We start from the raw sequence: 20,610 nt of genomic DNA on the forward strand, positions 1-20,610 counted from the left end.
AGTTATTTTATTAGTACTACCTTTGGCACTTAATTAATTTAAATTTTATTATGAGTAAAGGTACCGTAAAATTCTTCAACGATTCAAAAGGATTTGGATTCATCACTGAAGAAGGAAACAACAAAGAACATTTTGTACACATTTCTGGTTTAATCGACGAAGTTAGAGAAGGAGATGAAGTAGAATTCGATTTAACAGAAGGAAAAAAAGGATTAAACGCAGTAAACGTAAAAGTTATCTAATAAACGCTTGATTTTTTTAAAAAGACAAAGCCTATCAAATGATAGGCTTTTTTTATTTGTTGTATTAGTGACTATTAGGCATTTTGGTTAACAACCAATCTAAAGCCTTCACCATGTATATTTAAAATTTCTACGTTTGGATCCAACTTTAAATACTTACGAAGTTTGGCGATATAAACATCCATACTTCTAGAGGTAAAGTAATTATCATCTCGCCAAATTTTAGTAAGTGCCAACTCTCTTGGCATTAAGTCGTTTTCGTGAAGCGCTAACATACGAAGTAACTCATTTTCTTTTGGAGATAATTTAATGGGATCTCCTCCATCAAATTTTAAAAATCGTAGTTTAGAATTAAGATCAAACTTACCAATTTTAAACTCAAACTGTTTGCTGTCGGCAATAGTATCAGTTGCTTTTCGCTGAATAATTGCCTTAATTTTCATTAATAGCACTTCACTATCAAAAGGCTTATTTAAATAATCGTCTGCTCCAACTTTATAACCTTTAAGCACATCTTCCTTCATGGCTTTTGCAGTCAGGAATATAATAGGAACCTCCGCATTTTTTTCCTTTATTTCTTTTGCCAAGGTGAATCCATCCTTATAAGGCATCATGACATCTAAAATACATAGATCAAAGTCGTCTTTTTTAAACTTTTCAAAGCCTTCCATACCGTTTTTTGCATGAACAACTTCATAGTCGTTCATCATTAAATAATCTTTAAGTACGGTACCAAAGTTTGGATCATCTTCTACTAAAAGTATTTTCTTGTTTTGTGCTTCCATAATTTATGATATTAATGGCAGTTTTATTGTAAATACACTACCCTTTCCTTTTTCACTTTCTACTGAAATGTGACCTTGATGGTCTTCAACCATTCGTTTCACATAGGCCAGTCCTAATCCGTGACCTTTAACATTGTGTACATTTCCAGTGTGTTCTCTATAAAATTTTTCGAACACTCGCTTTTGTACTTGTTTTGACATGCCATTGCCTTGATCGGCGACATGTAACAATATATTATTTCCAACATTTTCAGTTGAGACATCTATTTTAGGCGGCTCATCACTATACTTGATGGCATTGTCTAAAATGTTGACAATTACATTAGTAAAATGGGTTTCATTTGCTAAAACTGAAGATTTATCGGCATTTAAATGTGTTTTTACATAACCTTTTCTATCTTCAACTATTAGCTCTACATGAGTTATTGCATCTTCAATTAGGTCGTGCAATTTTACTCTATCCTTACTAATGTTTAATTCATTTTTTTCGAGTTTAGATATTCTCAAGACGTTTTCAACTTGAGCGTGCATACGTTTATTTTCATCTTTTATCATATTTAAATACCGCATTACCTTTTCTTGATCATTAATGATCTTTGGGTTTTTAATAGAATCTAGAGCCAAATTGATGGTTGCAATTGGCGTTTTAAATTCATGGGTCATATTATTGATGAAATCTGTTTTGATTTGTGATATTTTACGCTGTTTAATTAATTGATAAATTGCACTTGAATAAGCAACAACTATAACTGTTGTAAAAATAATTGAAAGAATTAACATTCTTAAAATGCTAGATAACAAGTATTTATTGCGATCTGGAAAATTGACATAGAGTCTATAATCACTTTCGTTGTTGTTATCCAAAAACACAGGGACTCCATAAGTCACTGGTTTTATAAGCTCAAAGTTTTTAGAATGTACTTTAGTAGATAAGTCTTCATCATAAATAGCAAATTCAAAATCTATTTCAATTCCATCACTCTTTAATTGATTATCCAAAAAATCGTGGACTTCTTCAGTTGAAATACGCTTATAAACTGGATAATCTCTGTAAAAATCACGATACGACGTTTCAAAAATCTTCCGCCCGATATCATCTAATGTATTATAACTCTGGATTGTTTTTATAGGACTTACTTGAGTATTCCCGTCTAGTGTATTTCTATCATAAACCACCGTTTCCCTTTGATTGGTAAAACGACTAACGCTTACACTATCTAAACCGATGTCAAAGAACATTGATGGTACTTTGAAGCTTTCTTCGGAAATGGCATTTTGATAAATGGTGATTTCATTGGTGTCCTCGTTTAAGCTGTTGAGAATCAATGACGCCCTGATTTTGGTTGAATCAGGATTAGCACCACTTTCAATAATATTCTGGTATATTTTATTATAGCTTATTAACTCTTTGTTTTCAATAGTCTTTGAAACAAAACTTAAAGAACGCTTTACATTCAATGTAAAATTTTTCTCTTCGTTTTCTAGAGTATTATTAATAAAATATGCCTGAACAAAAATGATTCCAATGAGTGATGAACTCATTAGTACTACCATTAAAATGAAAAGCTTTTTGCCCATCGTTCAAATTTAACATTTTAACATTTAGCACTTGTACCCTTTAACCTTACCTTAACAAATATGTTAAAATTTAGAGTTATTAATCTTATTAAGCAATGTTTCATGCACCTTTAACACTTGATTTTTAGTGTGCTCAAGTTGGTCGTTAACTATAACAAAATCAGACAGTTTTATTTTCTCTTCGTCAGACCATTGATGCTTCATTATAGTAACCACTTTATCTTTTGTAGTAGCATCCCGATTTAAAATTCGACGTATACGTTCTTCTCGATTTGCTGTAACTGTGATAATATAATCATATTGAGACTGCATTTGATGCTCAAAAATAATAGCCGCTTCCTTAATTATATATGCAGCGTTTTGTTTTTTTATCCATCTTTTAAAATGTTGTGCCACTTTAGGATGAACAATGGCATTCATTTTATCTAAATACGTTTGATCATTAAATATTTTTGACGAGATAAATGGTTTATTGATGTTCCCATTAATATAGGCCTGCTCTCCAAATAATGCTATTAATTTTCTTTTGACAACTTTAGATGATTGCATCAATTTTTTGGCTTCAATATCTGCTATGTAAGTTGGAATACCTAAAGTCTTAAACAAATTAGCAACCGTAGTTTTACCACTGCCAATACCTCCAGTAAGTCCAACAATTTTCATTTGTTTCTTTTTATTGTATTAAGATAAACTCTACTTTGTTTTGCTTCAATTTCACATTTTTAACGATCGGTGAAACCTTTACTAATTTAGGTGTAAAATAGGTTTTATTTGATTGCTCAATTTCTAAATAATCGCATTCCACTTTGAAGTCTAATGGTTTTACATTTTTATAATTATCTAAACTAACATTGTAAGCTATTGTGATGACTTTTGGAAAATAATTAACCTCAACGCCTAACGGCTTATTTACGATAGTTACAGGGATTTCTATGGTGCCTTCCGTAAACTTTTCAACATTAGCCCTAACACTAGTTTCATCAATAGAATATTTTAATTTAGAATTAAATTGCTTCAATGGCAATTTTACATCAATATTAGTAGAAACATCTGTTAGGTTTAATGCCAAAGTTTCCACGCTTTTAACTTTAGATATTTCCTGCTCCGATCCTATTACATTTACCGAGTCTGGCTCAATTTTATATCCGTTTAAAATATTATATCCAGATTTAAATTTGATACTTTCATTCAATACAATAGGCACTTTTTTTGATGATAAGGTTTCAACAGGAAAATATAAAGTATCTGGCTCAATTAAAATAATCTCTGTGAATTGACTTAATTGTTCATTAATTTTGTGCTTATACTTATTGGGTACCCAAACATAATTATTGTTTTGTTTATAAACATCCTTGCTAAAATCAACGGCAATAGTATGTTTTCTAAATTGATAAATCAGCAAATTAAATCCATAGGCAGACACAGTTGCGTTCATTACCGGAGAACTATCAGTTACTATTACTTGGTTCTGTGGTAAATTGATGAAATTAATAGCTACAGGAATATCTTCAGTGTATGTTTTTGATAACTTTGAGAGTAACAAAAAAAGAAAAGCGAACAAAAAAAAGAGTCCAAAAACATGAAGTTTTTTATTCTTAATAGACTTTACAAATTTAGATTTTACACTATTCGACATGCTTAAAAAATAAATTTGGGAACTGTTGTTCAGGATTCTTTCGAAATAATTTAATTGCCAAGGTTGATTTTAAAAACCCATATCCATATCCAAAAAATTGAATTAAAACAGCAATAATTGATAATACACCCACTACTAAATCTCTAGATGTTATCCAGGCAACTACAAATGTTAGTAATAAATACATTCCGAAAATTTGCAACAACCATAGATAACCAAATACACTTAAAAATAAGGCAAAAATAAGACCTAGACTAAATAAAGCAGGAAACCAATAGGTTAAACGTTTAGTTTTTGGATGCCAAGAATTTAATATTGGTCTAACCATCCCAAATTTATAAACTTGAGTGTAAAATTTTGACCATGAAATTCGGCGCTTATGATAAACAAAGGCATTTTCGATGAGCTGTGTTTTATACCCAAGATTATTTAGTCTTATGGACAAGTCTGGGTCCTCTCCGGGGTGGATTCTTCCAAACCCTCCAGAGTTTTCAAATGCCTCTTTTGATAGCCCCATATTGAAACTTCTAGGTTGAAAATTATCCACGCTAGTCTTACCACCTCTAATTCCGCCAGTGGTCATAAACGAGGTCATAGCAAAATTTATGGCTTTTTGAAGTTTACTAAACGACTCATGAGCAGCATCTGGGCCCCCGTAACAATCTGAATAGTTCTTCTCCAAATGGTTTTTAACAACTTTTAAATAGGATTTAGGCAACAAACAATCTGAATCCAGAATAATAAAATAATTGCCTTTAGCTTTTCGCATTCCGAAATTTCTAGAGTCACCTGGCCCTGTATTTTCTTTATAATAATATGAAATACGCAATTGATCCTTAAATTGATTAACTACATGTTCAGAAGTCTGTGTAGAACCATCTTCAACTAGAACAATTTCAAAATCAAAATCTCCTTCAAGTTTAATAAAGGTATCCAAAAGTTCTTTAACCTCTTCTGGCCTATTAAAAACGGGTATGATAAAAGAAAAATGCGAGGTTTTCATATCACACAAAGGTAATTAAAGAAAATTCAAAAGCCACCAAATCGGTAGCTTTTGAATTTCACCATAATTGTATTTTAGTACTTGAGCAATTGCTTAACCGTTGTTTGACCTGTAATAATGTGCTTAACTCTTAAAAAATAGGTCCCTAGTTCTAAATTATGAAGGTTTTCAATATTGATTCGTCTATTAACACTCGTAGAAACATGGTTTAAAATTCGCCTACCATTGAGGTCGATAAGTGTTATTTCAAAATCGCTGTTTTCATATTTAGGAGGCAAATGGATGGTCATTTTCCCATTAAACGGATTTGGATACACATTAATCTTTTCAAGTTTTAAATCTTCTTCTCCTAGAGTTCCATCTGGGGTAGAAGGGTTACAATCGTCATCAATTCCATTATTTGGCACTTCAGACATCCCTGGATTAATGGAAGGATCACTGTCATTACAATCTAATGAATTACTAGACTCTCCTGCTCCCGGACTACTATTAGTTGATTGAACAACCACCGTTGTTCCATAACCATCACCATCATTATCTTGATACCATTGGAACATCCCATCACAATTTTCATCAACACCATTGGCCACAACATCGGTAGCTCCAGGATTAATGGAAGGATCACTGTCATTACAATCTAATAAATTACTAGACTCTCCTGCTCCCGGACTACTATTAGTTGATTGAACAACCACCGTTGTTCCATAACCATCACCATCATTATCTTGATACCATTGGAACATCCCATCACAGTTTTCATCAACACCATTGGCCACAACATCGGTAGCTCCAGGATTAATGGAAGGATCGCTGTCATTACAATCTAATGAATTGTTTGACTCTCCTGCCCCCGGACTACTATTAGTTGATTGAACAACTACCGTTGTTCCATAACCATCGCCATCATTATCTTGATACCATTGAAACATCCCATCACAGTTTTCATCAACACCATTTGCCACCACATCGGTAGCTCCAGGATTAATGGAAGGATCGCTGTCATTACAATCTAATGAATTGTTTGACTCTCCTGCTCCCGGACTACTATTAGTTGATTGAACAACCACAGTTGTTCCATAACCATCACCATCATTATCTTGATACCATTGGAACATCCCATCACAGTTTTCATCAACACCATTGGCCACAACATCGGTAGCTCCAGGATTAATGGAAGGATCGCTGTCATTACAATCTAATGAATTGTTTGACTCTCCTGCCCCCGGACTACTATTAGTTGATTGAACAACTACCGTTGTTCCATAACCATCGCCATCATTATCTTGATACCATTGGAACATCCCATCACAGTCTTCATCAACACCATTGGCCACCACATCGGTTGCCCCAGGATTAATGGAAGGATCGCTGTCATTACAATCTAATGAATTGTTTGACTCTCCTGACCCCGGACTACTATTAGTTGATTGAACAACTACCGTTGTTCCATAACCATCGCCATCATTATCTTGATACCATTCATACATTCCATCACAGTTTTCATCAATTCCATTACCTACAATTTCTGTTGCTCCAGGATAGATTGAAGCATTATTATCATCACAGTCTACTGTATTACTATAACCATCACCATCGGCATCAGTAGCTGTGCCTGGAGTCCAAATTTTAATATTGAATGTTGGATTTGCCGGGGTATTTGTTCCATAGTAATAGACTCTAGTAAAATAAGTGTTTCCGATTGTTAACCCTGAATAACTAATTTCTTCCATGGCTGGACTATTAATATTGGTGTCACTACAATCTAAATAAGACAATGAATTACAATCACCCGAATACAAAGTCAACACAAAATCTTGGCTGTTATTGGGCTCGACTGTTATATTTACATTAGAGGTTTGAGCCACAAACTTATACCAAACATCATCTCTAGCATTACCAGTTGACCCGCCGCATAACTCCGCATCAGCATCAGTGCCAGCACCTCCCAATAATGTGCCTGCTGTTGGGGTAGCTGAAGCTGCATCGGGAATACTCGTTTCTTCGACAAGAGTTATAGCACCAGTACAAAGGTCATTAGATGGTGGAGGATTAGCATTTGTTGTAAAACCAGGGATATTGCCTCCACTGGTCAAATAATACTCTCCTGTACCATAACCTTCACTAACACAATTTGATCTTAAATAAATATCATAAGTTGTGCTTGCACTTAAAACGTTACCAGTACTAAAACTTGTAGTCGGAGCACTTACAAATCCAGAAGCCACTGTACCAACTCCAGGTGCATTTCCGTCAGGAACTATTTCCCAATCATAGCCAGATGGTGGGCTTCCTAAAACTGGCGTATTCCAATGTAAATCAATTCTTGTGTCTGACTTAAAACTAATTCCTAAACTGTTACTTTCTGGTTTTTGACAAGTAGTAGGTTCAACTGTTAAATCCAACAGATTCACTTCATGAAAAAAAGCATCAGCATCGCACCCAGAATTAACTTTTACATGAATTCTTATAGTATTAAACTGAATATTATTAATTGTAAGTGGTGAAACACCATGACTTATAACGGTGTTAGACGTATTCGTTACTGTGATATAGTCAGTGTTCCCTGTTCTAGTACTTGTAAACTGATAATTATGTCCAATCACTAAACTATTAACTGTAACATATTCAGAGGTTTCGACGTTATTAGAAAGTTCTTGAAGAAATCCATCATTGGAAGAAATTACAATAGAATTTTCAGTGCCATTTATACATTGTGATAAGGAATAATGCGATAAAAAAACCAAAAAAATTGAAAGTATACATTTTCTCATAAGGGCTAGATTTTTGGGTTTACAGCAAATTAATACATCCATCCCAAATGCGCAGGAAAATTAGTTGAAACAAAAAAAACCTCGCCAACTTGCTGTTAACGAGGTCATTTAAAAGGATATATTAAAATTTTATTTCATAAATGCTTCCATCACTTCATTGCTAACACCAACATTGCTAAATCCTCCATCATTATATAAGTTTTGTAGTGTTACGCGTTTGGTTAAATCGCTAAAAAGAGTCACTGTATAATTGGCACAATCTAATGCCGTAGCATTCCCCAAAGGCGACATTTTATCTGCATAGGCTATAAATCCATCAAAACCTTTAACTCCTTGACCAGCAGTAGTTGGAGTTGGTGATTGTGAAATGGTATTCACTCTTACCTTTTTATCTTTACCAAAGAAATAGCCAAAACTACGCGCTATACTTTCAAGATAGGCTTTATTGTCGGCCATATCATTATAATCTGGAAAAACCCGTTGTGCGGCCATATATGAAAGCGCTACAATACTTCCCCATTCATTCATAGCATCTGCTTTGTAGAGCGTTTGCATCACTTTATGGAACGACATGGCAGATACATCGGTCCCTTTTTGTGTCCAATCATAATTTTGATCGGTATAAGCTCTACCCTTTCTTACATTAACAGACATACCTATAGAATGCAAAACAAAGTCTAATTTACCACCCAAAATCTCCATAGATTGAGATACTAGGTTTTCTAAATCTTCAATAGATGTGGCATCTGCCGGAATAATTTGAGATCCTGTTTTCTCGGCTAATTCATTAATTTGCCCCATACGCATTGCAATAGGTGCATTGGTTAAAACAAATGTTCCACCTTCTTCATGAACGCGCTCTGCAGTTTTCCAAGCAATGGAATTAGCATCCAGAGCTCCAAAAATAATCCCTCTTTTTCCTTTTAGTAAGTTATATGACATGTTTTTTATGTTTTTGTAAGATTAGTTGATGTATTTTATATTAGCAATATTTAAATCAAAAATAAGAAAACTTTAAAGTTTAAACTTTCAAACTCAAAAGTTTTTCAATTCAATAATTGCTTTGCATGGGCTATTGCCGAGTTAGAAATGTTTAGGCCGCCTAACATTTGTGCAATTTCTACAATGCGCTCATCTGGATTAAGTCGTTTTAACTGAGTTCTAGTCAAACCCTCAACCTCTTCTTTATAAACTTTGAAATGTGAATCACCTTTTGCAGCAATTTGGGGTAAATGAGTAATGGTGACGACTTGCATACTCTTGCTCATTTGCTGCATAATACTGGCCATTTTGTTTGAAATTTCACCTGAAACACCAGTGTCAATTTCATCAAAAATGATTGTTGGCAATTGGATATATTTTGAAAGAATCGCTTTTATTGCTAGCATTATTCGAGATAATTCGCCTCCAGAGGCTGCTTTTTTAAGCTCGAGAAATTGACTTCCTTTATTTGCTGAAAACAAAAACAACAATTGGTCTTTGCCATTATTTAAATAAGCATTTAAAGCATTTAATTGAATATCAAATTTAGCATCGGGCATCCCTAGAGTTGCTAGTATTTCTTCAAGTTGTTGAATTAAGCTAGGTAGTATATTTAATCTGTTATTTCGGATTAGAAGTGCATTCTCATCTAACTTTTTTAATAGCAAATCAATTTCATTTTTCTTACTTAAAATAGCATCATCTAAGCTTTCGCTAACAAATACTTTTTCAGAAAGAGCTTCTCTAATTTGGATTAAGTCTTCGATATTTAAAACGGAATGCTTTTGCATCAAATTATGTAAAATTTGAAGCTTATTATTGACAATTTCCAATCTTTTAGGATCTGCTTCTATCTGTTCTTGGGCATTCTCGAGTTCAGCAAAAATATCGTCCAATTCAATCAAACTGCTTTTAACGCGTTCAAACAGGGACTTATATGTAGAACCATAGCTAGCCAGTCTAGACAACTGATTTTTTATTTCGGTTAAATTGGTCAAAACTCCAAGTTCATCACTATTTAAAATGTTACTAGACAGCATCAATATCTCTCTAATTTCTTCGATATTATTGAGCGTTTCATACTCTTCTTCAAGGGTTTCGAGCTCACCAGTAATTAATTTAGCTTCTTCCAATTCTTTGAGCAAAAAAACATTATAATCGTGCTCTTTTATAGCTTCAGCTTTTCGTTCTTCAAGCTCCTTTAACTCATTTTTTAATTGCTTAAATGCTGCTAGATCTTCAGAATACGTTTTTAAGTTGAATATGTTCTCGGCTAAAGCATCAATAACCTGAAACTGAAAGTCATCATTGGTCAACTCAAGTGTTTGATGTTGTGAATGAATATCCAACAAGCGTTCTCCTAATATCTGTAAACTATCTAAATTGACAGGTGTATCATTAATAAATGCCCTCGACTTCCCTGAAGGTAAAATTTCACGTCTAATTATGGTTTGGGATTCGTAATCTAAATCTTCAGTTTTAAAAAGTTGTTTTAGATTATAGCCGGCAATATCGAAAGTGGCTTCAATAACACACTTTTTTGAGGGATCATTCACACTGCTCATATCGGCGCGTTTTCCTAAAATAAGGGATAAGCCTCCTAATAAAATAGATTTTCCGGCACCGGTTTCACCCGTAATAATAGTTAGTCCGTTATTGAAGTTAACCTGAAGGTCGTCAATAAGTGCATAATTTTTTATAGAAAGCGTGGTAAGCATAGTTTTTAATCAACCTTTAGCTGTTTAGGAATTAAAAAGATTGTTTTTAAAAATCAATATTTCGCCATTTTGCGGCATGTGTTGGTGCTATTTTTGTCAAAGTATCTACCAAATCGGCAATATTCACACTAGGGCCATCACTAAAAATATCTTCAATTTCTTGAGCTTTAGTATCAAAAAATACCCGCATTAAAAAAGAATTTGGTCGCCGTCTGTTCATAACCGCTAATTCTTCTATGGCTTCAGCGATTTGGGTTTTACCTTTTTTTGCATTATCACTCATAATATCCAATCCATTAATATGATAATTGTACATTACTGATCTAAACTCCTTAAAGGTAGGCGACAAGATATTATCGATCAAGGTAAATCGTGATTGATTACCATCTTCTAATTTCCAGCCTCTAAAATTTTCTTGTTGAGAATAATTAAGGATAGTTTGTGCTTGAGCAAAGTATGAATCACCTCCGTTTAATTGAAAACTATCGGCATCTAAGCCTAATATCATGTATATATGATAGGTAATTACGGATACCAAATTAGATTCAAATTGATTGGGATTATAAACCATATTTTGAAATTCTAAATATTGAAAGGTGAAATCACGATCATTAAAACTATAAATTGGAGTGCTATAAGAAGAATTAAATACAGGTCTTGAGGCTTGTATTTGAATAGTTCCTTGGAAAATATCACTATTATAATTCTGGATGGTGATCACCATACTACAATTGATACGTTCTTGGGGTTTAAACGATTTGTTGGTCCAAGTAGTATTATTCACAAATTCATTTAATTGTTTTTCAAGAGTTTTAAACACCTGAACATTTTCATTACCTGTTTGTTGGGCATTAACAACTAGGTTACAGTTAAGTTCTTGAGAAAATCCAATTGACGCACTTAAATAAAATAAAAATAAAAGGTTACGCATTTAGTTGTTTTATAATCTGATGCATTAAATCATGAGCGACTTCAGTTTTGGATTTTAGCTCTTGTTCAATAACAGCATCGGTTTTTGTTATAAATGTAACTTTATTTGTTGATACTCCAAAACCTGCACCTTCATCATTTAATGAATTTAGTACTATTAAGTCTAAATTTTTAGATTTCAATTTAGCTTTAGCATGTTGTAATTCATTATTGGTTTCTAGCGCAAATCCAACTAAAAATTGATCTTGTTTAATCGCTCCCAATGAAGCCAGAATGTCTTTAGTTTTTTCCAACTCTATTGTAAACGAACTATCCTTCTTTTTTATTTTTTGATCGGCCACAAATTTAGGTTTATAATCGGCAACAGCTGCCGAAAGTATGGCGATATTCATAAATTTGAAATGCTGATGCACTTCATTATACATCTCTAAAGCACTTGTAACGCGAACTGTTGTAATGCGATTTGAGTTGATATTTTCATGTGAAGGCCCAGAAACTAGAATGACTTCTGCACCCAAATTTGCAGCAGCTTTAGCAATTTCAAAGCCCATTTTTCCACTTGAATGATTACCGATAAACCGAACTGGATCAATAGCTTCATAGGTTGGACCTGCAGTTACTAAAACTTTTTTTCCTTTTAATGGAAGTTTATCTAAAATGTCCTGTTCTATGAAATCAATAATATCCTCGGGTTCTGCCATTCGTCCTTCACCTACTAACCCACTTGCTAATTCGCCCGAAGTAGCAGGAATCATGATGTTTCTGAAACTATTTAAAATTTCAAAAGAACGCAGTGTTGTAGGGTGCTTATACATATCGAGATCCATAGCCGGAGCAAAATACACCGGGCATTTAGCAGATAGATAGGTAGCCATTAGCAAATTATCACAAACACCATTTGCCATTTTTGACAAAGTATTTGCCGTTGCTGGAGCGATAATGAATAAGTTGGCCCAAAGCCCTAGTTCAACATGATTATTCCAGACAGCATTTTCATCTTCTTCATTTGTAAACGAAGAATGTACTGGATTTTTTGATAATGTCGATAAGGTTAAAGGTGTAATGAAGTCTTTTGAAGCAGGCGTCATAACGACCTTTACGTTTGCGCCTGCTTTAATAAATAGCCTTACGAGGCTGGCTGTTTTATAAGCAGCTATACCAGCAGTGATGCCTAAAAGTATATTTTTGCCGCTTAATACTGACATCTTAGTTATGCGTCCTTAATGTCGTCGTCTGTATTTCTAAAATAGATTTTGTCGTCTAACCACTCCTGAACGGCCAAAGCATGTGGCTTTGGTAACTTTTCATAAAATTTAGAGACCTCTATCTGCTCTTTGTTTTCAAAGATTTCTTCCAAACTATCGTTGTAAGTTGCAAATTCTTCTAATTTGTCAACCAATTCTCTACGAATGTCAGTGTTAATTTGTTCAGCTCTTTTAGCTATAACAGAAATGGCTTCATAAATATTATCAGTTGAAGCGTCAATTTCGTTTCTGTCGTACGTTAACGTACTTACTGGAGCATGTGTCTTTTTTAAATCCATTAGTAATAAAATTAACTTTTTGTATTAAATTTTTCCAATTCGGTTTGCATTTCTTGATTCATACGCTCTGCTTCAGGATAAAATTCAGAATTTGAAAAATATCTCTTAAACGTATTAAAATATCCCATTGCTATTCCTAATCGTTCTTCTTTTTTATATTCTACACTATTTACAGCTAGTTTATGCGCTGATTCTAACCTATAAAACATAGCTTTCTCACGAAAAGAAGATCCAGGATGCTCTAACAGAAAATTATCAAATGCCTTTATTGCTGCTTCATAATCTGAAGATTCATAATAAGCTGTAGTATTGTATTGTTTGGCGATTTCGTAAGCCTTTCTTTCTAATTTAAAATCTAATTCTTTAATTAGGCCATTTGCTTCTGCCAAATATTGCGATTGTGGATATTTATTAATGAACAACTGAAGTTTTTCAATGGCTTCATTGGTTTCCTTTTGCTCTTTGCTGTAAACTGGCGATAACATATAATAGCTCTTTGCTGAAAGAAACAAAGCCTCTTCTGCTTTTTCACTTTTTGGATAACTTGTTTGAAATCGTTCTAATTGGTAACCCGATAAATGAAAATCGCGCATATGGTAATACGACATGGCGTACATATACATTAGTTTTTCTGCCTGTGGTTTGCCTCTATAGGCAGGAACAATTTGAGCAAATAAACGATTAGCCTTGCTATATTTTCCGGCATCATAAAGTTCTGTTCCTAAATTAAATTTAGTAGCGGTATCTTCTGATTTTAAGGCCTTTTGAAATTCGCTACAAGACGAAACGGTTAAAGCAACTAATATAATGTAAAATAAATTCTTCATAAATAAAAAACAGATTGCAAAAGTACGTATTTCAAACGTATTAAAAAAACAAATATTTCATGCTAAAATAACAGTTGAATTAAGGTTAAAATCAGGTTTAAGACAGATTTAACTTTTAAGTACCCTACCCTATTTCTTTAAGGGTTTTTCTAATTTTACTTTTCAAACCATCAGTAGCAGGAACTAACGGAAGTCTAACAGTATCACGTGCCATTCCTAAAGCTTCAAATACAGCTTTTATTCCCGCTGGATTATTTTCTTCAAAAATATACCCTGTAACATCCATGAGTTTGTAATGAATTTCATAGGCTTCTTTTGCTTTTCCTTGTAAGCCTAGCTGAATCATATGACAAAATTGTTTTGGTAAAGCTTGACCAATTACCGAAATTACCCCTGCACCACCTGCTAAAACTACCCCTAAGGCTAAATCATCATCTCCTGATATAATAAGAAAGTCTTCAGGCTTATCTTTTAAAAGCTCTAAATATTGTGCAACATTATTACCTGCCTCTTTGACGGCTATAATATTCTCAAAATCACGAGCCAAACGTAACGTTGTTTCTGGCAACATGTTTTTAGAAGTTCGGCCAGGAACGTTATAAAGTATTACAGGAACTGGTGAAGCCTCTGCAATAACTTTAAAGTGTTGGTATAACCCTTCTTGGGTTGGCTTACTGTAATAAGGTGAGACAGACAAAATAGCGTCAATCCCAGAAAAATCGGTGGACTTAATTTCATCTACAACAGCCATAGTGTTATTACCGCCAATACCAAGTACAATTGGCAAACGTCCTTTATTAGTTTCAATGACCGATTTTGTGATTTTCTTCTTCTCTTCCTTTGTAACCGTAACACTCTCTCCTGTAGTTCCGCTAACTACAAGATAGTTTGTACCATTCTCAATGTTGTAATTTACGATTGCAGCAAGTGCATCATAATCTACACTTAAATCTGATTTAAAAGGTGTAACCAATGCTACTCCAGTACCTAAAAATTTGGTCATTATAATTTATTTAAAACGGTTAAATATTTTTTCAATTCATTTTTAAAAAGGTTAAACTCATCTGGACTTACATTTATGATGAGATCGTATAACCTTTGGTCTTTATTAGACAACCCTACTTTAAAATTAGCTTTGGATTGTGCTGTTATTAAATTAAGTTCCAAACTACTCTGCTTATAGAAACTAATCAGTGCATCAAATTCGGTGTCAATAAAAGTTTGCAATTCTACATTATTAATTTTGCCTTTCCAACCAAAATCCTTTGAATTCACATAAGTTTCCCATTGGTAACCCAAATCTTTTTCTTCTTCAGCAAAACCAATAATCTTAATCCTATTTGCTATTAATCCCAAAGACTTAAAATAGTTTCTAATGGCTTCAAAATCACTAAATTCATTCAAATGCAAAATTACACCAATAGAATTAATCTTTTTGTTATGAACTGATGCTGTTCGTTCGCTTAACAATTTGTTGATATATTTTTGGTTTGATTTTTCTTTAAAAGCCTTTAAAATCATATATCTTTATACTTTGTACAAAAGTAATAAAAGTGCATACATGAAAGCACTAAGTTTTTTATAATAATACTGCATGACGTTTAAACATCTTATAGGCTGTTTTATAGTGCTCTCGTTGATTGCTTGTAAACAGGAGTCTCATCTTTACAAAATTGAAGGAGAACAAATTTTAATTTCAGATAGCTTGAGTGCCAACCATGATGTTGAAGCTTTTATAAAACCTTATAGAGAACATGTATATAAGGACCTAGACAGTGTTTTAACTTATGCCGTTGAAACCTACACCAAAACCAACGGTGAATTCAATACGGCCATAGGTAATTTAATGGCCGATGCTGTTTATGAAGAATCCAATCCTATTTTTAACAAAAGAACAGGAAAAAACATTGATATGGTTTTGCTTAACCATGGTGGTATTCGTTCTATAATTTCAAAAGGAAATGTTACTACTAAAACGGCTTTTGAAATTATGCCGTTTGAAAATTCAGTCGTTGTAGTTGCACTTAAGGGGATTCAAGTTTTTGAACTGGTAAATTATTTGTCCAGAGCCAAAAGAGCACATCCAATTTCAGGGCTCCAACTTACATTAGATAGAAATTACAAAGTAAAATCGGCTTTGATAAATGGCAAGCCTATTGAATCTGAAACTGTATATTATGTTGCTACGAACGATTATTTATACAATGGAGGTGATAACATGAATTTTTTCAAAACTAATGATTCACTGTATTTACTAGATTATAAAATTAGGAGTGTGCTTATTGACTACTTTGTTAAGAAGGACACCTTAAATCCGGTAATTGATAATCGATTTATCAAACTGAAATAATAGATTTATGAGAAGAAGACATTTTATACAACAAACAGCTGTAGCTAGTTCTCTAATTGGCCTTGGAGGGTTTGGACTACAATCTTTTTCAAGGAATGATAAAAAAATAACCATCCTACATACTAATGATGTACACAGTCATATCGATCCATTTGGTCCTGAAGATGGCTTAAACGCAAATAAAGGTGGTGTTGCAAGGAGAGCAACTTTGGTTGAGGCCATTCGACAAGAGAATCCCAACACACTTTTATTAGACGCTGGTGACATTTTTCAAGGGACACCGTATTTTAACTATTTTGGTGGTGAATTAGAATTTAAACTCATGAGTATGTTAAAATATGATGCCGCAACAATTGGTAATCATGATTTTGACAATGGTATAGATGGCCTTTATGCACAGTTACCTCATGCCAAATTTGAACTAATATCTGCCAATTATGATTTTTCTAATACCGTTATGAATACACATGTTAAGCCATATCGCATTTTTAATCGAGATGGAATTAAAATTGGAATTTTTGGACTTGGCATTAAATTAGATGGTTTAGTTGATAAACGTATGTATAAAGAAACTGTGTATTTAGACCCTGTTGAAATTGCCCAAGATATGAGCAGGACTTTAAAGGAAGATGAACACTGCGACCTAATAATTTGCCTTTCGCACCTTGGTTATCATTATACAAATGCACCTAACAACCCAAGTGATTTGAATCTTGCAAAGGCTACAAAAAATATTGATTTAATCATTGGAGGCCATACCCATACGTTTCTTAAAAAACCAACCGTGGTGAAAAACATAGAAGACAAAAACGTACTAGTAAATCAAGTAGGATGCTACGGTATTAATTTAGGCCGTATCGATTTTTATTTTGATAGCGATAAAAATAAAGCGGCAAACGGAACTACGATTTTAGTTTAAAAATCTTAATTGATTTCTTTTTTTCAATTTTGATAAGTTTTCAAATTGTATTCGACAAATGGAGTATTAATTTGAAATATTATGAAAAAATACATTCCACTTATACTTCGCATTGTAGTTGCCATTATCTTAATTCAAACCCTGCGTTTTAAATTTAGCGCCCATCCAGACAGCGTTTATATTTTTTCTAAAGTAGGTCTTGAACCTTATGGTAGAATTGGCATAGGTATTTTAGAACTCATTTCTGGTATTTTACTCTTAATCCCAAAAACGGCTTGGGCTGGCGCATTGCTGACCTTAGGGGTCATTGGAGGCGCTATCTTCATGCACCTTTCTATATTAGGAATAGAAATAAATAATGATGGTGGTATTCTATTTATTACTGCCATAACTACTTTTACCCTTTCTGCCATTATTCTTTATATATATAGGCAGAATATTCCGTTATTAAATAAAAAGGCTTAGGCTTCTATAGGTTCAGGGTCTTCTAATAGCGCTTCCTGATCTATATCGGGTAATCGAGCATGTAAATAAAGAAACAAAAATGCAAGCACCAATAATAGTGAGCACAATACATTTAAAACATTAAAATCTATTACATAAAAATAGGCTAATTGAATAATTTCTGAAAACACAATAAAAATAGAGCCAACTAAAAGGTTCATGGCCTTTTTATCATCTTTATAAATATAATTGATCACAGCAATGGTTAAAAGTGACATTATCACGGTATTATAAACAAATTCTAATGAATACTCTGAAATTGATAAGGTTCCTTTAGTTGTGTCTGTAACAATAGTAACACAAAAAATGTCTAAAACAACCAGTATAATAATATGAACTGGAAATTTAGCAATCACATCCCTAATGTTTAAGTTTTTGATAACTTCAATAATTAAAAACACATACGATAAGATATACAAGCCATTTCCTATGAAATAAAAGTAATCTAAACTAGCCCTAAATTCTGGAGTTACAAACCAGGCTACAAAATTCAATAGCTCTGCAAGAGAAAAGGTAACTAAAAACAAAAAGAAATATCCCTTTTTCACTTTTCCTTCAAAACAACACAAAGCTGTTAATAATAAAAGAATTAATGTTCTCGTTCCAGAAGCGTAAACCTCCTGCTTGAGTATTTGTAGTCCAATAAAAACTAAACTTAGTATGATTAGACTGGCTACTAAAATAGACTTTGTTTTCATTACGTCATTTTATAATCACAAAACAAATATATAAAAAAAATGTAATTAGACGTATAAAAATGCATTTAATCGATAAAAAATTACTTTTCGTAAGAATTTACTTAATCATTTGTAAGAAATCTTGTTCAGAAATTATAGGTACACCAAGTGTATTTGCTTTATCTTTCTTACTAGGCCCCATATTGTCTCCAGCCACAACATAACTTGTTTTAGAAGAAATCGAAGAAGATACTTTACCTCCATTATCTTCTATAAGTTTTTTCAACTCATCTCTAGAAACAGATTCAAACACGCCTGAAACCACAAAGGCCTCTCCTTGAAGTTTATTGGTCTGGTTAGCTAATTTTTCGGCTGAAATTTCCAGTTGTAGTCCAAATTCCTTTAACCTATTAATAATATACCTGTTATCTGCTGAAGCAAAAAAGTCCATAACACTTTCGGCAATCCTACTACCAATTTCATCTACAGTTACCAAATCAATTAAGGTTGCATTCGCAATGGCGCTAATAGATTTATAATGTCTGGTCAATTTTTTTGCAACTGTTTCACCAACATAACGTATGCCTAAAGCAAATAAAACGCGTTCAAACGGCACTTGTTTAGAAGCTTCAATACCTTTTATCAGATTATCTGCACTCTTTTCGGCCATTCTTTCTAAAGGGATAACCTGTTCCTTAGTTAAAGTATAAAGGTCTGAATAGTTATTGATGAGGCCTTCATTGACCAACAATGCCACAGTTTCTCCTCCCAATCCTTCAATATCCATCGCCTTTCGTGAAATAAAATGCTGGATACGGCCAATAATCTGTGGTTTACAACCATTATAGTTTGGACAATAATGTTGGGCTTCGCCTTCGGCCCTAACCAAAATGGTATCACATTCAGGACACTCACTAATATATTTTGTTGGTTCTGAATTTTCTGGACGTTTGGTCAAATCAACTGCTATAATTTTTGGAATAATTTCGCCACCTTTCTCCACAAACACTTCATCGCCTACTCTTATATCCAATTTCTCAATCTGATCGGCATTATGTAATGAGGCGCGTTTAACTGTAGTTCCTGCAAGTTCAACAGGCTCTAAATTGGCTACCGGAGTTATTGCTCCTGTTCGCCCTACCTGATAAGTAATACTATTTAATCGTGTTGAAACCTGTTCTGCTTTAAATTTATAAGCCATCGCCCAGCGCGGTGCTTTTGCCGTATAACCCAATTCGTCCTGCTGATGCAAGTCATTGACCTTAATAACAACACCATCGGTTTCGTAAGGTAAGTCGTGGCGATGCACGTTCCAATGATCGATAAACTCCAAAACCTCATCAATAGAACTAGCCAATTTTGCAACATCTGGGACTTTAAACCCCCATTGCCTAGCTTTTTCAAGGCTTTCAAACTGGGTGGAAATATTTAGATTATTTCCAGTAATATTATAAAGCAAACATTCCAATGGGCGTTTAGCGACTTCGGCGCTGTCCTGAAGTTTTAAACTCCCTGATGCCGTATTTCTAGGATTACGGTAAGGTTCTTCACCAATTTCAATGCGCTCCTCATTCATTTTATTAAAGCCTTCAAAAGGTAAAACAATCTCTCCCCTGATATCAAACTTTGGTGGATAGTCGCCTTTAAGTTGTAACGGAACCGATTTTATTGTTTTCACATTCGCAGTGACATTATCACCTTGAGTACCATCACCACGAGTCACGGCTTTTATCAAATTTCCGTCTTCATAAGTTAAACTAATGGAAGCACCATCATATTTAAGTTCACAGGTATACTGAACTGGACCATCAACTAATTTCTTTATACGTGCTTCCCAATCCAACAAATCTTCTTTTGAATAGGAATTATCCAACGAGTACATACGATGTTCGTGTACCACGGTTTCAAAATTCTTCGTGATTTCACCTCCCACACGTTGCGTTGGTGAATTAGATTCAGCATATTCAGGATATTGTATCTCCAACTCCTGTAATTGTTTTAACTTAAGGTCAAACTCATAATCACTAATTGTAGGGCGATCTAAAACATAGTAATTATAATTATGCTCACGTAGCTCTTTAGAAAGTGCTTTTATTTGCTGTTGAATATCCATGAAACAAGTACAGAAAAGTTAGTTTTTTGAATT

The 20,610-nt window shown here is 33.6% G+C and carries 20 protein-coding genes; 4 read left to right on the top strand and 16 right to left on the bottom strand.

The features are described 5' to 3' along the window. Positions 1–50 precede the first annotated feature (50 nt). Positions 51–242, top strand: coding sequence for a cold-shock protein (locus tag ACFO5O_RS07290; RefSeq protein ID WP_119029192.1), 192 nt, complete (start codon positions 51–53; stop codon positions 240–242). A gap of 74 nt (positions 243–316) precedes the next feature. Here ACFO5O_RS07290 and ACFO5O_RS07295 read toward each other — a convergent pair whose 3' ends face one another. The 14 genes from ACFO5O_RS07295 to ACFO5O_RS07360 all read right to left on the bottom strand — a co-directional run bounded on the left by ACFO5O_RS07295 (position 317) and on the right by ACFO5O_RS07360 (position 15,535). Continuing rightward, complete coding sequence (locus ACFO5O_RS07295) at positions 317–1,027, bottom strand: response regulator transcription factor (protein WP_387962373.1); 711 nt, start codon at positions 1,025–1,027, stop codon at positions 317–319. A gap of 3 nt (positions 1,028–1,030) precedes the next feature. Beyond that, positions 1,031–2,569 carry a sensor histidine kinase gene (locus ACFO5O_RS07300; protein ID WP_387962375.1) on the bottom strand — a complete coding sequence of 513 codons (1,539 nt, stop codon included), beginning with the start codon at positions 2,567–2,569 and terminating at the stop codon, positions 1,031–1,033. A 99-nt stretch (positions 2,570–2,668) separates the two neighbouring features. Further along, positions 2,669–3,268 (bottom strand): dephospho-CoA kinase, encoded by a 600-nt coding sequence (gene coaE, locus ACFO5O_RS07305; RefSeq protein ID WP_387962377.1) that lies wholly within the window; start codon positions 3,266–3,268, stop codon positions 2,669–2,671. A gap of 10 nt (positions 3,269–3,278) precedes the next feature. Beyond that, positions 3,279–4,241 (bottom strand): CdaR family protein, encoded by a 963-nt coding sequence (locus tag ACFO5O_RS07310; RefSeq protein ID WP_387962379.1) that lies wholly within the window; start codon positions 4,239–4,241, stop codon positions 3,279–3,281. Next, a complete protein-coding gene (locus ACFO5O_RS07315) occupies positions 4,231–5,244 on the bottom strand; it encodes a glycosyltransferase family 2 protein (protein ID WP_387962381.1) in 1,014 nt (337 codons plus the stop codon). Before ACFO5O_RS07315 ends, ACFO5O_RS07310 begins: the two co-directional genes overlap by 11 nt. 74 nt (positions 5,245–5,318) lie before the next feature. After that, the gene (locus ACFO5O_RS07320) at positions 5,319–8,015 is read right to left on the bottom strand and encodes a MopE-related protein (RefSeq protein ID WP_387962383.1); all 2,697 of its coding nucleotides are present in this window, start codon (positions 8,013–8,015) and stop codon (positions 5,319–5,321) included. Positions 8,016–8,144: 129 nt separating this feature from the next. Beyond that, positions 8,145–8,957, bottom strand: coding sequence for an enoyl-ACP reductase FabI (locus ACFO5O_RS07325; RefSeq protein WP_387962385.1), 813 nt, complete (start codon positions 8,955–8,957; stop codon positions 8,145–8,147). 104 nt (positions 8,958–9,061) lie between these two features. Beyond that, positions 9,062–10,714: a DNA repair protein RecN gene (recN, locus tag ACFO5O_RS07330; protein ID WP_387962386.1), complete on the bottom strand. Its 1,653-nt coding sequence runs from the start codon at positions 10,712–10,714 to the stop codon at positions 9,062–9,064. A gap of 46 nt (positions 10,715–10,760) precedes the next feature. Further along, the gene (gene porD / locus ACFO5O_RS07335) at positions 10,761–11,645 is read right to left on the bottom strand and encodes a type IX secretion system protein PorD (protein ID WP_387962388.1); all 885 of its coding nucleotides are present in this window, start codon (positions 11,643–11,645) and stop codon (positions 10,761–10,763) included. Then, positions 11,638–12,849 carry a bifunctional phosphopantothenoylcysteine decarboxylase/phosphopantothenate--cysteine ligase CoaBC gene (gene coaBC / locus ACFO5O_RS07340; RefSeq protein WP_387962390.1) on the bottom strand — a complete coding sequence of 404 codons (1,212 nt, stop codon included), beginning with the start codon at positions 12,847–12,849 and terminating at the stop codon, positions 11,638–11,640. The genes porD and coaBC overlap by 8 nt, the downstream gene beginning before the upstream one ends. A 5-nt stretch (positions 12,850–12,854) precedes the next feature. After that, positions 12,855–13,187, bottom strand: coding sequence for a DNA-directed RNA polymerase subunit omega (locus ACFO5O_RS07345; RefSeq protein WP_387962392.1), 333 nt, complete (start codon positions 13,185–13,187; stop codon positions 12,855–12,857). An 11-nt stretch (positions 13,188–13,198) separates the two neighbouring features. After that, positions 13,199–14,014 carry an outer membrane protein assembly factor BamD gene (locus tag ACFO5O_RS07350; protein WP_387962394.1) on the bottom strand — a complete coding sequence of 272 codons (816 nt, stop codon included), beginning with the start codon at positions 14,012–14,014 and terminating at the stop codon, positions 13,199–13,201. Between the two features lie 124 nt (positions 14,015–14,138). Continuing rightward, complete coding sequence (gene dapA / locus ACFO5O_RS07355; RefSeq protein WP_387962396.1) at positions 14,139–15,017, bottom strand: 4-hydroxy-tetrahydrodipicolinate synthase; 879 nt, start codon at positions 15,015–15,017, stop codon at positions 14,139–14,141. Continuing rightward, positions 15,017–15,535 carry a DUF6913 domain-containing protein gene (locus ACFO5O_RS07360; protein WP_387962398.1) on the bottom strand — a complete coding sequence of 173 codons (519 nt, stop codon included), beginning with the start codon at positions 15,533–15,535 and terminating at the stop codon, positions 15,017–15,019. The genes dapA and ACFO5O_RS07360 overlap by 1 nt, the downstream gene beginning before the upstream one ends. 73 nt (positions 15,536–15,608) lie before the next feature. On the opposite strand from ACFO5O_RS07360, the gene ACFO5O_RS07365 reads away from it, so the two are divergent. The 3 genes from ACFO5O_RS07365 to ACFO5O_RS07375 all read left to right on the top strand — a co-directional run bounded on the left by ACFO5O_RS07365 (position 15,609) and on the right by ACFO5O_RS07375 (position 17,748). Continuing rightward, the gene (locus ACFO5O_RS07365) at positions 15,609–16,364 is read left to right on the top strand and encodes a 5'-nucleotidase C-terminal domain-containing protein (protein WP_387962399.1); all 756 of its coding nucleotides are present in this window, start codon (positions 15,609–15,611) and stop codon (positions 16,362–16,364) included. Positions 16,365–16,371: 7 nt separating this feature from the next. After that, a complete protein-coding gene (locus ACFO5O_RS07370) occupies positions 16,372–17,283 on the top strand; it encodes a bifunctional metallophosphatase/5'-nucleotidase (RefSeq protein WP_387962401.1) in 912 nt (303 codons plus the stop codon). 81 nt (positions 17,284–17,364) lie between these two features. Then, positions 17,365–17,748 carry a DoxX family membrane protein gene (locus tag ACFO5O_RS07375; protein WP_387962403.1) on the top strand — a complete coding sequence of 128 codons (384 nt, stop codon included), beginning with the start codon at positions 17,365–17,367 and terminating at the stop codon, positions 17,746–17,748. Here ACFO5O_RS07375 and ACFO5O_RS07380 read toward each other — a convergent pair. Continuing rightward, on the bottom strand, positions 17,745–18,485 hold the full coding sequence (locus ACFO5O_RS07380) for a hypothetical protein (RefSeq protein WP_387962404.1): 741 nt from the start codon (positions 18,483–18,485) through the stop codon (positions 17,745–17,747). The genes ACFO5O_RS07375 and ACFO5O_RS07380 overlap by 4 nt on opposite strands. Positions 18,486–18,582: 97 nt before the next feature. After that, entirely contained in the window at positions 18,583–20,577 is a 1,995-nt protein-coding gene (gene ligA / locus ACFO5O_RS07385; RefSeq protein ID WP_387962405.1) for an NAD-dependent DNA ligase LigA, read from the bottom strand. Between the last annotated feature and the right edge of the window lie 33 nt (positions 20,578–20,610).

It is taken from the genome of Geojedonia litorea, from assembly GCF_042654525.1.
Taxonomy (GTDB): domain Bacteria; phylum Bacteroidota; class Bacteroidia; order Flavobacteriales; family Flavobacteriaceae; genus Geojedonia; species Geojedonia litorea.

Excerpts from the sequence above, each read along its gene's own strand:
- ACFO5O_RS07360 (WP_387962398.1), bottom strand. The coding sequence starts at position 15,535 with ATGATTTTAAAGGCTTTTAAAGAAAAATCAAACCAAAAATATATCAAC.
- recN (WP_387962386.1), bottom strand. The coding sequence starts at position 10,714 with ATGCTTACCACGCTTTCTATAAAAAATTATGCACTTATTGACGACCTT.
- ACFO5O_RS07300 (WP_387962375.1), bottom strand. The coding sequence starts at position 2,569 with ATGAGTTCATCACTCATTGGAATCATTTTTGTTCAGGCATATTTTATT.
- ACFO5O_RS07370 (WP_387962401.1), top strand. The coding sequence starts at position 16,372 with ATGAGAAGAAGACATTTTATACAACAAACAGCTGTAGCTAGTTCTCTA.
- ACFO5O_RS07325 (WP_387962385.1), bottom strand. The coding sequence starts at position 8,957 with ATGTCATATAACTTACTAAAAGGAAAAAGAGGGATTATTTTTGGAGCT.
- ACFO5O_RS07365 (WP_387962399.1), top strand. The coding sequence starts at position 15,609 with ATGACGTTTAAACATCTTATAGGCTGTTTTATAGTGCTCTCGTTGATT.
- ACFO5O_RS07320 (WP_387962383.1), bottom strand. The coding sequence starts at position 8,015 with ATGAGAAAATGTATACTTTCAATTTTTTTGGTTTTTTTATCGCATTAT.
- ACFO5O_RS07345 (WP_387962392.1), bottom strand. The coding sequence starts at position 13,187 with ATGGATTTAAAAAAGACACATGCTCCAGTAAGTACGTTAACGTACGAC.
- ACFO5O_RS07310 (WP_387962379.1), bottom strand. The coding sequence starts at position 4,241 with ATGTCGAATAGTGTAAAATCTAAATTTGTAAAGTCTATTAAGAATAAA.
- ACFO5O_RS07350 (WP_387962394.1), bottom strand. The coding sequence starts at position 14,014 with ATGAAGAATTTATTTTACATTATATTAGTTGCTTTAACCGTTTCGTCT.
- ACFO5O_RS07290 (WP_119029192.1), top strand. The coding sequence starts at position 51 with ATGAGTAAAGGTACCGTAAAATTCTTCAACGATTCAAAAGGATTTGGA.
- coaBC (WP_387962390.1), bottom strand. The coding sequence starts at position 12,849 with ATGTCAGTATTAAGCGGCAAAAATATACTTTTAGGCATCACTGCTGGT.
- ACFO5O_RS07295 (WP_387962373.1), bottom strand. The coding sequence starts at position 1,027 with ATGGAAGCACAAAACAAGAAAATACTTTTAGTAGAAGATGATCCAAAC.
- dapA (WP_387962396.1), bottom strand. The coding sequence starts at position 15,017 with ATGACCAAATTTTTAGGTACTGGAGTAGCATTGGTTACACCTTTTAAA.
- ligA (WP_387962405.1), bottom strand. The coding sequence starts at position 20,577 with ATGGATATTCAACAGCAAATAAAAGCACTTTCTAAAGAGCTACGTGAG.
- coaE (WP_387962377.1), bottom strand. The coding sequence starts at position 3,268 with ATGAAAATTGTTGGACTTACTGGAGGTATTGGCAGTGGTAAAACTACG.
- ACFO5O_RS07375 (WP_387962403.1), top strand. The coding sequence starts at position 17,365 with ATGAAAAAATACATTCCACTTATACTTCGCATTGTAGTTGCCATTATC.
- porD (WP_387962388.1), bottom strand. The coding sequence starts at position 11,645 with ATGCGTAACCTTTTATTTTTATTTTATTTAAGTGCGTCAATTGGATTT.
- ACFO5O_RS07315 (WP_387962381.1), bottom strand. The coding sequence starts at position 5,244 with ATGAAAACCTCGCATTTTTCTTTTATCATACCCGTTTTTAATAGGCCA.
- ACFO5O_RS07380 (WP_387962404.1), bottom strand. The coding sequence starts at position 18,485 with ATGAAAACAAAGTCTATTTTAGTAGCCAGTCTAATCATACTAAGTTTA.